Origin of the sequence: Exiguobacterium sp. s142, assembly GCF_018618455.1 — a bacterium.
GTDB lineage: Bacteria > Bacillota > Bacilli > Exiguobacteriales > Exiguobacteriaceae > Exiguobacterium > Exiguobacterium aurantiacum_A.
In genome coordinates this window covers 22,965-38,837 of record NZ_JACSMB010000011.1, presented here as the reverse complement: position 1 = coordinate 38,837, position 15,873 = coordinate 22,965, and the positions used below count along the sequence as shown (strand labels likewise).

Genomic DNA, 15,873 nt, shown 5'->3' with positions numbered 1-15,873 from the left:
ATTTTCGAACGAATGGGATACTAGAAGGTTGTGTTTTTTTTTTACAAGGTAGCCGGCAGGTTTCCCTCTACAAACAGCAGGCGATACGTCATAATAAAAGAAAAAGGGAAGGGGTGTTCGCCTAAATGACGGTCACTTTTCATGTCGGACGATCGGGTAGCGGTAAGAGCGAGCGGATGATCAATCAAGTCATTCAAGAGCTGAAGCGCGATCCGAGCGGCCCGACCATCTATATGCTTGTCCCAGACCAAATGTCGTTTGAAATGGAACGGAAGATGGCGATGACAGACGGTTTAAACGGATCGACGCGGATTCAAGTGCTGTCGATGCGCCGTCTCGCATTCTTGATCATGCGCGATCACGGTGTCGCGACCGAGCAGTTTTTAGACCAGACAGGGACCCATCTTTTGTTACGGCGTGTCGTCGAGATGAACGAGGAACGGCTGACGCTGTTCCGACGCACGATGAACCAGTACGGGTTTTACGAAGAGTTGAACGAGTTGATCACGATGTTGAAACGCGGCCTCGTCGAGCCGGAGCAGTTGCTTCGCCTGAGCGAGCAAGACCAACATCGGGCCTTGAAGTTGCAAGACCTGTCCATCCTCTATGAAGGCTTCTTGACGATGACGGCCGGCAAAACGCTTCACGCCGAAGACTACTTCAAAGTGATGTTGCAGTTGTTACCGGAAGTCGATTTAACAGGGACTCACTTTTATGTGGACGGGTTCAACGAATTTTCGGAACAAGAGCTCGCGGTACTCGTCGCTTTAGCCGAGAAGGCGCCGCTGGACGTCTTGTTGACGGTCGACCCGGACTCGCTCTATCGTCCGCACCCGTTGTTCGGACCGACACAGCGGACGCTGATGCGCTTTAAAGAGCTGCTCTCAGAACGTCAACTTTCGTCGACGGATGAACTGTATCATGGGGTGCATCGCTTTAAACATCCGAGTCTCGCTTATCTCGAGGCGACGTTCGGGCAAGTGACGGCAGCGCCATATACGCGACCGGAAAATCAAGTCGCCTTGAATGCAGCCGTCGACCGGACCGTAGAAGTAGCGGCCGCTGTACGCGAGGTCACACGACTTGTCCGCGAAGACGGCTACCGCTTCCGAGACATCGTGTTCATCTCAAGGTCACTTGAAGAATATGGAGATTTGGCGTCACAAGCGCTTCAAAAAATGAACTTGCCGTTCTTCCTGGATGAACGGCAGCCGATGCTCGATCATCCGGTCGTCGAGTTGTTGAAGGCGACGATCGAAGTCGCGCTCCGCGGCTACCGGGAAGAAGCTATATTCCGCGCGTTGAAGACCGAGTTGATCGTGCTCGACCGAGATCATCGGCGTACGTCTGTCGATCGGCTCGAGGCGTTCGTGATTGAGCGAGGCATCAAACATTATCACTGGCATGACGAGTGGCAATTGAAACGCCGGGCCGAAGATGAGGCCAAGTTGACGGGGGAAGAACTCGATACGGAGACGGCACTCAACGCCTATCGTCAAACCGTCGTCGAAACGTTCGATCCGCTCCTCACCGATTTAAAAGCGGCCAAGACGATGCAGGCCTACACGCACGCCATTTACGCTTTTCTGGACCGAATCGACGTCTCGTCATGCCTTGCCCATTGGCGCGAAGAAGCGCTTGAGGCATCACGCCTGATTGAAGCAAGAGAGCATACACAAGTATGGGACGCCGTCCTCCATCTTCTCGAGCAACTCGAGGCGGCTGCGCCGGAAGAGACGCTCTCGACGGAACTGTTCCTGCAAATGATGGACACCGGCCTCGATAGCCTACGCTATGCACTCGTCCCGCCGTCACTCGATCAATTGACGGTGACCGATTACGTGCGGGGGCGTTTGATTGATAAAAAAATCGTTTTCTTGCTCGGTGCCAACGAAGATCAAATCCCGCTCGTCGCGACGCAATCGAAACTGTTGACGGACCACGATATGGACTTCATGCATGAGAACGGTGTCCGGGCGGGGAAAGCGACCGAGCACTTGTTTGACGATGAGACGTACTACTTGTATAAAGCGTTGACGGCGCCAAGCGACCGGTTGTACGTCAGTTACGCACTCGTCGACCGGAGCGGGAAAGCGATTCAACCGGCGAGTTTCATCGCTGACGTCAAGGCGAGACTCGGTAACGGCAAGGCCATCAAGACCCACTTCGCAGAAGCGGGAGAGCATCGCCCGACAGATCAGCTCGCCTTCATCACGAACGTGAACCAGACAGCGGCCGTGACGGCGCTCGAGTTGCAACGGCTCAGCCGTCACTACCCGATTCAAGAGACGTGGTTCACGGTGTACAACGAACTGTTGAAGCACCCGGAAGGACGCGAACGAATCCGACTGTTGACGAGCGCGCTGTTTTATCAAAACGTTCCCGAGCCATTGCCAGAGTCGGTCGCGAAGTCACTTTACACGAACTCGATTCGGGCGAGTGTGTCCCGCCTCGAGACGTTCCAAGCCTGCCCGTTTCGTCATTTTGCGAACTACGGCTTGCGTCTGAAAGAACGACGGCTCTATCGGCTCGAGGCACCGGACATCGGTAACTTGTACCACCGGACGATCGAGCATATGTCTCAAACCGTCAAGATGGACGGGAAAGAATGGCGTGACGTGTCGCCCGACCAATGTGCGACACTCGCGGAGTCGGCTGTCGAACTCGTCACACCGGAGATTCAAAATGCGATTTTGATGAGTTCGAACCGCTACGGTTACTTGAAGAAAAAGCTGACGGACGTCGTCAGTAAGACGGCCGAAGTATTGATCGAGCAGTCGAAACGTGACGGGTTCGATCCCGTCGCGTTCGAACTAGCGTTCGGGAGTGGCAACTTCCCGCCGGTGTCGTTCACGCTCAGCAACGGGGCGACGTGTGAACTTGTCGGCCGGATCGACCGGGTCGATACGGCACAGGTTCATGATCAGCTGTACGTCCGCATCGTCGATTATAAGTCGAGCAAACGGGAGATCGACTTCGCTGAGATTTATTATGGTTTGGCGATGCAGATGCTCATCTATTTGAAAGTGTTGATCGAGCAAGCAGATGCTTGGGCGAAAGGTTCCGTGGACCCTGCAGCCGCGCTGTATTTCCACGTCCACAGACCGCTCGTCACACCGGCCGAGACAGATGCCGAAACCGAGCGGAAAGTGCTCGAGTCGTATCAGATGCAAGGGTTGCTCGTCGACGATCCAGCCATCCTTGAGGTGATGGACAAGACGGCGAAAGGGGAACAGAAAAAATCGATCGTCATTCCGGTCAAATATAAGAAAGACGGGACGCTCGATGCGAACACGACGAAAAAAGTCGTCTCACCTCCTCAGCTCGAGCAGTTGATGGACCACGCGCTCGATCTTGCTGAGACGAGTGTGGAGGCGATGTATGATGGGAAAATCGGTGTCGAGCCTTATGAATATAAAGAGCGGCGTCCGTGCCAGACGTGTCCGTATCAAAGTGTCTGTCATTTTGACGAGGCGCTCGCCAACGAGCCCCGTCAGCTGAAAAAGTTAGATAAAGAAGAAGTTTTGTTTAAATTAGGAGGTGACGCCGATGAAGTGGACGAGTGATCAACAAGCAGCCATCGACGCACGGGGGTCTCATGTACTCGTCTCGGCGGCAGCCGGTTCAGGGAAGACGGCCGTGCTCGTCGAACGGCTCGCAAGCCGTTTGCTCGATGAAGCGGACGAGTTGACGGCGGACCGTATGCTCGTCGTGACGTTCACGAACGCCGCCGCGGCCGAGATGAAACGACGGATTGCTAAAGCGCTCGATCAGGCGCTGCGGGAACATCCGGAAAACGACTATATACGAAAACAACGGCAAATGCTGAACCGGGCGCTCATCACGACGATTCATTCATTCTGCTTAGAAGTCATTCGTGAGAATTACTACTTGCTCGACCTCGATCCGGCCTTCAAGATCGCCGAGGAGCGAGACTTGGTGCTCTTGCAAGACGATGTGCTCGAAGACGTGCTCGAAGAACAGTACGGTCAAGAAGACAGCTCGTTTTTCGCACTCGTCGATGCCTATACGTCGGACCGTGGTGACAGTGAAATCGAAGAGCTGATCCTAGGTTTGTATCAATACGCGCGAACCCTTCCGGATCCGGAATCGTATTTAGATGAGCTGGTCTCCCTTTATCAGTTTGAAGGCGACCCTGACGAGGAACGGCTGCTCGTCGAATTCGGGCAGTTGCTCTGGGTCGATATTGAAAAGGCACTTCGGCAACTCCGGCGTGTAGCGATCGAACTCCGGCTTGCCGGTTACGAGGCGCAATCGGAAAATGTATCCAAAGCGATTTTCCCGTTCCAAAACATCGACGAAGACACGCTCAAATGGAGCGAACTCGAGACGGCGTCCCGAGCGGTCAAATTCGGGACGATGAAATCGGTCCAGAAAAAAGACGAGCATCACATCTATCACACGGTGTTGAAGCCGGCCTATGACCAAGCGAAAAAACGGCTTGTCGATGCGGTCGGTCAAGCGAGTGTCAGCGGAGCTGATCATTTAGACGTCTTGCTGTCGCAGCGTCCGCTCGTCGAGACGCTCGTACGTACCGTCCGAACGTTCGGGGCCGCTTACGAGCAAGCCAAGCGGGACCGCGCTTTCGTCGACTTCAGCGATCTCGAGCATTACGCGCTCGCCATACTACGGGACGGGGATGCCCCGTCCTCGGTCGCATCGCTCTACAAACAGCGATTCGCCGAAGTATTGGTCGATGAGTATCAGGATACGAACGAGATCCAAGAGACGATCATCGGACTCGTCAGCAATGAGAGTGAACAGCTCGGCAACTTGTTCATGGTCGGGGACATCAAGCAATCGATCTACCGGTTCCGGCACGCCGAGCCGAGGTTGTTCATCGAGAAAGCGACGCGGTTCAAACAAGCCGGTTCGGGGCAACGGATCGACTTGTCTCAAAACTTTAGAAGTCGCTCCGAAGTGCTACACGGAATCAATGACCTATTCATTCAGTTGATGGACGAAGAAGTGAGTGAGATCGAGTATGACGAGGCGGCACGTCTCGTACCGGGTCGGGCGTATGAAGAACTCGAGGCAAGTCCTGAACTCTTGATCGTCAACGGAGAAAGCCGGGACTTATCGAAACAGGAGCTTGAAGGCCGTGCCATCGCCACACGTATATTAGAGCTCGTCTCTGGTGATGAGCCGTTCAAAGTGACGGACGAGGCGACCGGATTGCTTCGTTCCTGTGAGTACCGTGACATCGTCATCTTGGTCCGTTCGAAAAAAGAGCGGGTCGAGCAGTTGATGGACATTTTGACACAGTATAATATCCCGGCTTATACCGATTCGGACGGTGGCTACTTCCAAGCGACGGAAATTCGAATGATGTTGTCGCTCTTGAAGTTGATCGACAACCCGCTCCAAGACATCCCGCTCGCCGGAGCGCTCCGGTCACCGATGTTCGGTTTCACCGATCAAGAGCTGGCTAAGATTCGCTTAGAGTCGGAAGCGTCGTTTTTCGATGCACTCAAGGCGAAAGCAGACGATGACGACGAGCTTGGATTGAAATGTGGGGACGTGCTCGATCAGTTGTCGGAATGGCGTACGTTCGCCCGCAACCACAGCTTGTCGGAGTTGATTCAGCAAGTGTTCAACGACACCGGGTTTTACGATTTTGCCGGCGGACTGCCAGGCGGGAAAGGGCGTCAAGAGAACTTGAAGGCGCTCTATGACCGGGCCCTCTCCTATGAACGGAGCGGCTACCGTGGCTTGTATCGCTTCTTGCGGGTCATGGACCGGCTTCAAGATAACGGTGAAGATCTATCGGAAGCACGTTCACTCGGAGAAGAAGAGAACGTCGTCCGCATCATGACGGTCCATAAATCGAAGGGGCTCGAGTTTCCGGTGACAATCGTCGCCCAACTCGGCAAACAGTTCAATAAACGTGATCAAATGCAACGTATCATCTTCCATAAACGATACGGCATCTCCCTCGACGCGATCGATGTCGTCACACGGACGAGAACCGAGACGTTCGTGAAAGAGATGATTCGTCGCGATCTCGATGCGACGATGAAAGCCGAAGAGATGCGCGTCTTGTACGTCGCGCTGACCCGGGCAAAAGAAAAATTAATCTTAGTCGGTACGGTCGCAGAACCGGCTAAACAGATCAACCAATGGCTGCAGGTCGAAGCGACGGGTGAGACGTTGTCCGCTGACGCACGACGCGAGGCGAAGACGTATCTGGACTGGGTCGCGCCGGCGCTCCTCAAACTAGAAGGCGCGGTACCGTTCATCGAGGAGATGGGCTTACCGGTCTTTTCGCCGATACGGGAAGCGACGAACTGGACGTATCGCATCATCGGACAAGACGATTTGGCGGAAGTGGCCACACTCCAAGCGATGATGGCCCAGCTTCATCATGTGCAACAGTTCGAGGCGATTGATTTTCCAGTCAAAGACGAAGAAGCGACGATTCAAGTCGTCAATCGAGCCTTTTCGTACAGCTATCCGGCCCAAGCCGCGACCGAGACGGCAGCGAAACAGACGGTGACGGAATTGAAACGAGCGATGCAACTCGAGCAAGCGGCGTTCGAAGACACGTTCCGCCCGAGCGATACCCCGTATCGGGAGCCGAAATGGAAGCAGACGAAGCAGACAGGTGCCGAGCGCGGGACGACGCTACATCTCATCTTTCAATTGTTTGAGCCGACTGAACCGCTCGACATACAAATCGACCGGTGGGAAAATAATGGCATGCTTGGTCCGGTCGAGGCGGAGACGGCACGGCTGGCGCTGCCTGAAATCGAGTCGTTCTTCAACTCGGAGATCGGTCGGGCGCTGTCTGAAGCGCTACAAGCCGGGCGAGGATGGCGCGAGCTGCCGTTCACGTATACGGTGCCTGCGGAGCGAGTGAATCCGTCGGCGACGTTCACGGATGAGCACGTGTTGATTCAAGGGATCATCGATTGCCTGTTCTTCGATGGTGAGACGTATGTCCTGCTCGACTATAAATCGGACTCGGTCTTGTTCGCGAGCGCGTCGCGAGAAGAGGCAAGACAGTTGCTTCGTGACCGCTACGCTGTTCAGCTGTCGCTCTACCGCGAAGCGATCGAGGCGATTTGGAATATCCAAGTCGGGACGACGGTCATTTATTCTTTGGAATTGCAGGAAACTGTTGTACTATAATGTAGACGATATGATTGTAAAGGTGTACGGTTATAAACCGTGCATCTTTTATTTTTGTGATTACGAAATAGATTAGGTAAAATAATGGAATGAGATAATAATGGAGGAAACGTCATGGTGAAAATTCTACTAGCAGAAGATGAAGAAGTATTGCGCATGCTCGTATTAGATACGTTAGAAGATGAAGGATACGATATTGATGAAGCGCCAGACGGTCTTGAAGCCTATCGGCTGATCGAACAGAACGAGTACGACCTCGTGATTGTCGACCATATGATGCCAGGAATGACAGGTCTTGAAGTCATTGAGAAAGTGAGGAAGTTGCCGGGACGTCAACATACGAAAGTGATGATGTTGACGGCGAAGAGCCAACAATCTGACCGTGATTGCGCGAATGAGATTGGGGTCGATTATTTCATTTCGAAGCCGTTTAGTCCGCTTGAACTTGTGAAGATCATAGGAGGCATCGTGAAGTGAATAAATGGTTTAAACAAAAACTAGGACGTGACATCATGACCGTCCTATATTCGTTCCTCGCGCTCGCGCTCGTCGGATCGATGATCATGTACGTGCAGATGGAAACACGGGTCAGAGAGAATGAAGCCCGTCTCCAACAAGTCGATGAACGAATCAACCGATTGAATACGCTTTGGGACGAATGGCAGAGCGCGCAGTATGACTCACGGGGCTACTTGCTGTTCGGTGATGCGGAAGCGCTCGAGCGGGCCCAAAGTAAAGAAAATGAGTTCCAACAAGAAATCAACTGGTTCAAGGGTGCTGTCGAATCAAAACAAGGTGAGATCTTCGCAGCCGACTTACAAACCTTTCACGATTTTTACTTCGATGTGATCATGCCGGTCACGGCGGAATATGGTCAACTACGAGCGTCCGGGGAAATCACCGAGAATACGATTGACCCTGAAACCATATTGGCGTTGCCGACGGCCGAACGGTTGATTGAACAAGGTACCGTGCCGTACAATCCGGAACGCGGCATCGATACACTCGGTCCGATCCAACAGATCGAATCGTCACTCATGGACTACAAGGCGTTGATGAACAGTGAGAAAAACAGAGTGTACGCCGACTGGAAAGTGAACAATGATGTCTTACAGTTCTTATGGATTGCGAGCATCTTCTCGTTCGCGGCGTTGATTTTACTATTCGTCCAACCGTTCTTGCGTCGTCAGTCCCGTCTGATTTCTCGCTTGTCGGTCGCATCTGACCGCTTACTGAAAGGTGAGATCGTCGACTTGAGCGATCAAATGGAGCGCGAAGACGAGATCGGGACGATGTCCCGTTCGTTCAATAAGATGGCGGAGACGCTCCGTGAAAATGAACGTCACTTGATTGAGAAGAACCATGAGTTGCAGGCACAACAAGAAGAATTGATCGCCCAGCAAGAAGAGCTGCAAGCGCAGCAACAAGAGCTTGAAGAGATCTTGGAGCAGACGCAACAGAACGAACAGCACTTGGCGTACCGAAACGAATTGACCGAGACGCTCGCGGCTCGCGATTCGTTGACGGCTTACCCGGAGATCATCGAGAAACTTGTCGCCATTACCGATTCAGAAGTCGGGGCGCTCGTCTTCCTCGATGCGACAGGCTCGTTCTCGATCACGAGCCACGGGCTGAACGAGACGTTGTCGCGTAAATTGCTCGATAGCGAGAACTCCGTGTTGACGCGGGCGATGACGTTGCGGACGACGGTCCATTCGTCGAAACAAGTCGCAAGCGACCATCCGCTACCGTATCCGTACTACATGTATGAGACGGCCGTACCGGTCCACGACCCGACCGATGATTCAATCATCGCCTTCATCTATCTTGTCCGTTACAAAGACCGCTTCACGCAGACGCAAATGGGCGATATCATGTCGTTCGCACGTCAGCTGTCGTTGTCGTTACTTCGGATGCGTCTGTTTGAAGAGATGACCCGTGAAAAAGGCAAGACCGAACGGATCCTCGATTCAATCCGTGAAGCTGTCATTTACGTCGAACATTCGACCGACGACGTGTTCGTCAACCGGCCACTTTACGAGATGTTCCCAGAGCTCGATGCGATCACATCGAGTCAGCTCGCGGAATTGTCTTGGAACGAGTGGCGGGAGACGATCGCGACGACGGTCGACCAAGACGATGACTTCATGACGTATACAGACCGTCTGTTCACAGACGACTTCCCGCACGACAGTGTCAGTTTCTCGATCCGTAAAGGGGAGATGAACTTACAGATGTATGCCGAGCGGATTGTCGTCGGCGGTTTGTCGAAAGGGACGCTGCTCGTCTTCCGTGATATTACGAGTGAGACCGAGGCCGAGCGCTTGAAGAGCGAGTTCATCTCGACGATCTCGCATGAGTTGCGGACACCGTTGTCTTCGATTTATGGGTTCACCGAGCTCATGGTCAAGAAACAGTTGCCGAACGAGAAACAGGCGAAATATTTGCAGACAATCCACGCTGAGACGGAGCGGTTGACGCATCTCGTCAACGACTTCCTCGACGTACAGCGCATGGAATCAGGTAGCCAAATGTATGACCGGGAACAGCTCGATATCGAGCCGATCATCCATGACATGATGACGTTCTACGAAGCGTCGTCATTGAAACACCAGTTCGAGCTTGTCACGGTCGACGACCGACCGTACGAACTGTTCGCAGACTGTCAGAAGTTCAAACAGCTGATGAGCAACTTGCTCTCGAACGCCGTGAAGTACTCACCGCGTGGCGGGAAGATCACGGTCGAGCTAGCCCATCACGACCAATCGATTTCGATTAAAGTGAAGGATCAAGGGATCGGCATTCCGAGCGACGCCCTCGATCGTCTGTTCGATAAGTTCTATCGGGTCGACAACTCGGATAGCCGTGAAATCGGCGGCACGGGACTGGGTCTCCCGATTTGCCAAGAGATCGTGCGCGGTCACGCCGGTCAAATCCATGTCGAGTCCGTCCAACATAAAGGCTCGACGTTCACCGTTGTGATTCCGAGCTTCGAACACGCTATTCGGGAAGAAGAACAAACGACGGCTTGATCAAAACAAGAGGAGGAGACGTGCCGTTCAATCGTAACCGGCACGTCTCTTTTTTGTGGTGTAAATGCGGGCTTGACCGAAAAGTGGCTTGTTCGTGTACAATAGTAGTTGTACATAATAAAAAGGGGGATTTTTAAATGCCATTGACAGCATTTCTACACACGCACGTCACGAGTTGGATTTTATTACTCGTCTTGTTCGCTGTCGCCTACATCGGCTACAAGAACGGAAACAAGAGCGGCAAGATCGCGCATATGGCGTTTCGGCTCATGTTGCTCATCGCGTTCGGCACAGGACTTTATTTGTACTTGCAACTGAACGGAGGCGGCATGTTCTACCACGTGAAAATCACGGTTGGATTGCTCGCACTTATCTTCGGTGAGATGACGCTCATTCGTTTGAAAAAAAGAAAACCGTCGGGCGCTATGTTTGGCGGCTTCGTAGCACTGTCACTCGTGACGATCTTTATCGGTTACGCGTTACCGTACGGTCAGTCGTTCTTCAGCAACTTTATTTGAGTCACATCCCACTTCACACATCGAAGTGGGAATTTTTTGTTTGTCCGCAAATTATTAGGGGAAAATAAAAAAATCAGTGATAACGATGATGAGGTGAAACAATGGATCAACAAACGAATGAATGGTCGCGTGTATTACATGCGCGTAGATGGATGAAGCAAACCGAATCGTTCCTGCCGTTATGGCACGGCTACATCGGCTACAAATACGGATTGTTCGACGCGCTTCAAGGCGGGGCGAGCTTCGCTGAAATGACGCTGCGCTTGAAGCAACCGCTCACGAAACTCGCACTCGAGCGTTGGCTAGAAGTCGGGGTCGCCGTGCGCCATTTGAAGAAGAAAGGGTGGCGCTATTTTCCGACGCGTAGCTTGAAGTATCAGCTCTCGCTCAAAGACGAGCGCAGCATCGGATTCATGCTTCAAGAGATGATGGAACTTCATATCCCGGCACTCATCGCCTACCCAGACTTTTTAGAGTCCGGCAAACAGAAGACGTTCGACGGTGCGACACACGGGAAAGTCGTCGCTCAAACGTCGACGCTCGTCGAAACGGTCGCTTTCCCGGTCGTCCAACAGCTGCTCCGCCAATCGGACGTCAAGACGATGCTTGATATCGGATGCGGCCACGGGGGCTATTTGCGAAAACTCCACGGTCTTGAGCCGGATTGGAAGTTGACCGGGATCGACCTTGAACAAAAAGTGATCGAAGAGGCACGTGAGCAAGACGAGACGGGGGAGATTCGTTACGAAGTGGCCGATTTCATGGCATGGGACCACGACGAGCGGTTCGATGTCGTCATGATGAACAATATGCTTTACTATTTCTCACCCGAGCAGCGGATCGGACTGTTAGAACGGATGCTCAGTAATCTCGATACGGCAGGTGTCGCCGTTCTCGTCACGCCGCTCGCGGAGTCACCGCTCGGCGCCCGCTTCGCTTCGGCGTTCAACGCGTTCATGACGCTCCACGATAACCTCCATCCGCTCCCGACGACTCGTCAGTTGCGCCGGCAATTGGAACAGGTCGGCTTTGAGAAAGTACGTTTCATTCCGTTTATACCGGAAGGATCTTGGTATATCGTCATCGCCGAACGAGGAGATTGAAACGTCCAGCGCACAGCGAACCGATTCAGATTTGAACTTGTGTCCAGTCATTTCTATAATAGAATAGAAGCATAAGAGACTTTTCACATAGGGAGTTGTTCAACGTGTCGGAAAAAAGAGTCGCAGTGATCGGTGCTGGGCCAGGTGGGCTTGCTGCCGCAATGATCTTGTCGAGCCGTGGTGTGGATGTAACCGTATTTGAGAAACAACCGTTTGTCGGTGGACGGACGTCACGTCTGCAAGTCGGGGAGTTCGCGTTCGATCGTGGCCCGACTTTTTTGAATATGCCGTATATTCTTGAAGAGATGTTTGAGGAGACGGGACGGGATTTGGCTGATTATGTCGATATGAAGCGATTAGAACCGATGTACGATCTTTACTTTGATCGCGGACAAAGCGTGCTATCGATGACGACCGACCGCGACCAGATGCGTCAATCGATTGAAGAGATGTTCCCCGGCAACGGTGAAGGATATGACCGGTTCATGGCCGACCAGGCGGTCAAACTATCGAAGCTCATGCCGGTGCTCCAGACCGCCCATGATAAGCTGACGGATTACGTGTCGACACGCGTCTTGAAGGCGCTGCCGTTCCTCTCGATCGGAAAATCGCTATACGACGTGCTGTCTGAATACTTTACGAGTGAAGAACTCAAATACTCGTTCACGTTCCAAGCGAAGTACCTCGGGATGTCGGCTTGGGACTGTCCGGGCGGGTTCTCGATCTTGTCGTATATGGAACACGCTTACGGCGTCCATCACCCGATCGGCGGGGTGAACCAACTCTGTTCGGCGATGGCCCGTGTCATCGAGGAGGAAGGCGGGACGATCCGGTTAGGTGAAGCGGTCGACCGTCTATTGCTCGACGGGAAACGTGTCAACGGACTCGTGGCGAACAACGTCCATTACGCGTTTGACGAAGTCATCGTAGGAGCGGATTTTGCTCATGCGATGACGACGCTCGTACCGAGCGATACGCTCACGCGCTGGAGTCCGAAACAGTTGAAGAAGAAGCGCTATTCTTGCTCGACGTTCATGCTCTACCTCGGACTCGATCGCGTCTACGATGAGGTCGGCCACCATTCGATTCACTTTGCAGATGATTATGAGCGTAACGTCAAAGAGATGACGCAAGACTTGAAGCTGAGCGAGGATTTCTCGTTCTACGTCCAAAACGCGTCACGGATCGACCCGACGCTCGCGCCAGCCGGCAAGTCGTCGCTCTACGTGCTCGTACCGGTGCCGAACAATCTGTCAAACCTTCCTTGGGACACGCTCGAGGAAAAGATGACCGAACTCGTCTTAGACGCACTCGAGACACGTTCGCCTTATCGGAACGTCCGCGATCATATCGAAGTGATGCAGGCGCTCACCCCGAACGATTGGGAAGCGTTTGGGGTCTACGAAGGGGCAACGTTCAACCTGGGACATAACTTGTCGCAAATGATGTACTTCCGTCCGCACAATCAGTTCGAAGAGCTCGACCATGTCTGGCTCGTCGGCGGTGGGACGCATCCAGGCAGCGGACTGCCGACGATTTTTGAATCGGCACGAATCACGGCCAACTTGCTTCGGGACCGGGCGGGTGTCGGACGATGAACATCAGTTTCGTTGGTGCCGGTATCGGGTCGCTTTACGCCGCCTTGTTGTGGACTCATAAGCATCCGTCGACCCAAGTGACGATTTATGAGAAAGAGGACCGGGTCGGTGGGCGGCTCAACTATGTCGAGTTCGAGAACGGTGCTCGCATCGATGAAGGACCGACAATCGTCTTGCTGCCGAGCAAGCTGAAGAGCCAACTGCAAGAAGCAGGGTTTCCCGAACAGGAACTCGAACTGCTCGAAGTCGATCCGCTCTATCGCCTCCGTTACGAAGATGGGACGACGTTTCATAAATATCACGACATCGATCGTCAAGCCGAAGAGATTGAACGATTTTTCGGCGAAGGCGACTCGTTCCGTCGCTACATGGGGCAAAAGCGCGAGGAATACAAAATCGGTTTTGACACGTTTTTAAACCGAGGCTATAAAGGCAAGACCGACTTGTTCGAGCCGAGACTGCTCATGTTGCTCATGCGCCTGAAAGCGTATGAATCGGCTCATGAGAACATGAAGCGGTTCTTTAAAGATGAGCGGCTCCGGGTCGCCTATAGTCTGCAGACGCTCTACATCGGCGGCAATCCTTATGAGACGCCGTCCCTGTACGGCTTGATTCCATATCGCGAGCAAGAGGAAGGAATCTGGTACGTAAGAGGAGGATATTTCTCGCTTGCGACGAAGTTAGAACAAGAGCTGAAGAAGCGGGGCGTCACGTTCAAGCTGAACTCGCCCGTAGACCGCGTCCGCGTCCAAGACGGCCGTGCTAACGCCGTCGTCGTCGATGGCGTCCCTCATCCGTATGATGCGGTCATCGTCAATGGAGATTTCCCGCTCATGGAACGTCTGATCGATGGAATCAAGCCGAAAGCGTACGAACCGTCGAGCGGCACACTGCTCCTCTATTTCACGGTGGACGGCGAGATTGAACTCCCGGTCCATCAGTTCGATTTGCCAAACGACTTTGCCGGGTCGATGCGTACGATCTTTGAAGATGGTAAACTGAGCAAGTATCCGGCGATGTATACGTTCAATCCGTCGCTCATCGATTCGACGCTCGCACCAGTCGGGACGAGTGTGCTTTATGTCCTTGTGCCGGTACCGCGCAAGTTAGAGCGACAAGATTTTGAACAGAGCGGGGCGATTGAACATCTCGTGTCCCGGATCGAAGGGATGGTCCCTAAATTTAGAGACCGTGTCATCGAGATGAAAGTTCGAACACCGATGGACGCGGAACGGTTCGGGTTGTTCGAAGGCGGAAGTTTTGGGATTGCCCCGAAACTTTCACAGTCGGCCGCATTCAAGCCGCAAGCCCGACCATACGCTCAAATCGAGCGGCTCTATGCCGTCGGTGCCTCCGTACATCCATGCGGTGGTGTCCCGATCGTGATGATCGGCTCACAGTTGTTAGTGAAAAGAATGGAAGAAGAAATGGGGGCATTGTACCATGACGAGGCAAGAAGCGTATCGTCAATGTGAAGAAGTGATGAAGAAAGGCTCGCTCACGTTTTATCGAGCCTTCTCCCTGCTTTCAAAACCGGACCGCCAGGCTGTCGCCGCGGTCTATACGTTTTGCCGGACGTTAGACGATGCTGTCGATGAGTCAGAGTATCCTGAGGAAAGTTTGACCGCATTTCTGGCGGAGTTCGACCGCTTTTTAGCCGGCAACGACCCAGACGGCGCTCTTTGGATTGCTTTACGCGACGTTTGGCAGCGCTATGACATGGACGTCGAGCCGTTCTTCGAGTTAGCGGAAGGCATGAAGTGGGATTTACATAAGACACGTTACACGACACTTGAAGAGACGGAACAGTACGGTTATTATGCGGCCAGCACCGTCGGTTTGATGTTGTTACCAATCCTTGTCCCGGACGCGAATATGGAAGCGCGGCAACAACTGAAGCAAGGCGCTATCGACCTCGGTATCGCCATGCAGTTGACGAACATCCTTCGCGACGTCGGTGAGGACTTGGACCGGGACCGGATTTATGTACCGCGCACGCTCTTAGCGCAACACGCGATGTCAGAGACCGATCTGTTCGAACGGAAAGTGACGCCTCAGTTCGTTGAAGTGTGGGAGACGATGGCTACCCGAGCGGAGACGCTATACCGCAGTGCCCGTGAGACGCATCACTTGTATCCGGCGACGAGCCGAAAGCCGGTCCAAGCAGCGGCGCTCCTCTATGAAGGCATATTAGACGCGGCCCGAAGTAACGACCATGATGTCTTTACGAAGCGCGCTTACGTATCGACACTTCAAAAAGGAAAGCTGTTAGCGAGACTTTGAAAGAGACCCGATTGCGAGAGCAATCGGGTCTCTTGCTGAACATACTCGAGCCTGTAGACACCGTCTGCAGGCTTTTAGGATACAAAAAAACCACTTTTGGCGGGGGACCAAAAGTGGCGTAAGCGTTATGTGATCCGTTCATCGGGGAAACGAACGAATCGGACGTGATGAACCCTAAAGATGTGCC

9 protein-coding genes are annotated in these 15,873 nt (G+C 53.2%); all 9 read left to right on the top strand.

Annotated elements, in window-relative coordinates:
• The first annotated feature begins 125 nt into the window (after positions 1-125).
• Complete coding sequence (gene addB, locus KNP77_RS10645; protein WP_214890707.1) at positions 126-3,566, top strand: helicase-exonuclease AddAB subunit AddB; 3,441 nt, start codon at positions 126-128, stop codon at positions 3,564-3,566.
• Positions 3,550-7,152: a helicase-exonuclease AddAB subunit AddA gene (addA, locus tag KNP77_RS10640; RefSeq protein WP_214890704.1), complete on the top strand. Its 3,603-nt coding sequence runs from the start codon at positions 3,550-3,552 to the stop codon at positions 7,150-7,152. Before addB ends, addA begins: the two co-directional genes overlap by 17 nt.
• Positions 7,153-7,266: 114 nt before the next feature.
• A complete protein-coding gene (locus KNP77_RS10635) occupies positions 7,267-7,629 on the top strand; it encodes a response regulator (RefSeq protein WP_070327845.1) in 363 nt (120 codons plus the stop codon).
• Positions 7,626-10,184, top strand: coding sequence for a sensor histidine kinase (locus KNP77_RS10630; protein ID WP_214890701.1), 2,559 nt, complete (start codon positions 7,626-7,628; stop codon positions 10,182-10,184). Before KNP77_RS10635 ends, KNP77_RS10630 begins: the two co-directional genes overlap by 4 nt.
• 137 nt (positions 10,185-10,321) lie before the next feature.
• Entirely contained in the window at positions 10,322-10,702 is a 381-nt protein-coding gene (locus tag KNP77_RS10625; RefSeq protein WP_070327844.1) for a YisL family protein, read from the top strand.
• Positions 10,703-10,803: 101 nt separating this feature from the next.
• A complete protein-coding gene (locus KNP77_RS10620) occupies positions 10,804-11,805 on the top strand; it encodes a class I SAM-dependent methyltransferase (RefSeq protein ID WP_214890698.1) in 1,002 nt (333 codons plus the stop codon).
• Positions 11,806-11,909: 104 nt separating this feature from the next.
• On the top strand, positions 11,910-13,403 hold the full coding sequence (locus KNP77_RS10615; RefSeq protein ID WP_131458099.1) for a phytoene desaturase family protein: 1,494 nt from the start codon (positions 11,910-11,912) through the stop codon (positions 13,401-13,403).
• Positions 13,400-14,878 carry a phytoene desaturase family protein gene (locus tag KNP77_RS10610; RefSeq protein WP_131466139.1) on the top strand — a complete coding sequence of 493 codons (1,479 nt, stop codon included), beginning with the start codon at positions 13,400-13,402 and terminating at the stop codon, positions 14,876-14,878. Before KNP77_RS10615 ends, KNP77_RS10610 begins: the two co-directional genes overlap by 4 nt.
• Positions 14,847-15,686: a phytoene/squalene synthase family protein gene (locus tag KNP77_RS10605; protein WP_131489956.1), complete on the top strand. Its 840-nt coding sequence runs from the start codon at positions 14,847-14,849 to the stop codon at positions 15,684-15,686. The genes KNP77_RS10610 and KNP77_RS10605 overlap by 32 nt, the downstream gene beginning before the upstream one ends.
• Positions 15,687-15,873: the final 187 nt, after the last annotated feature.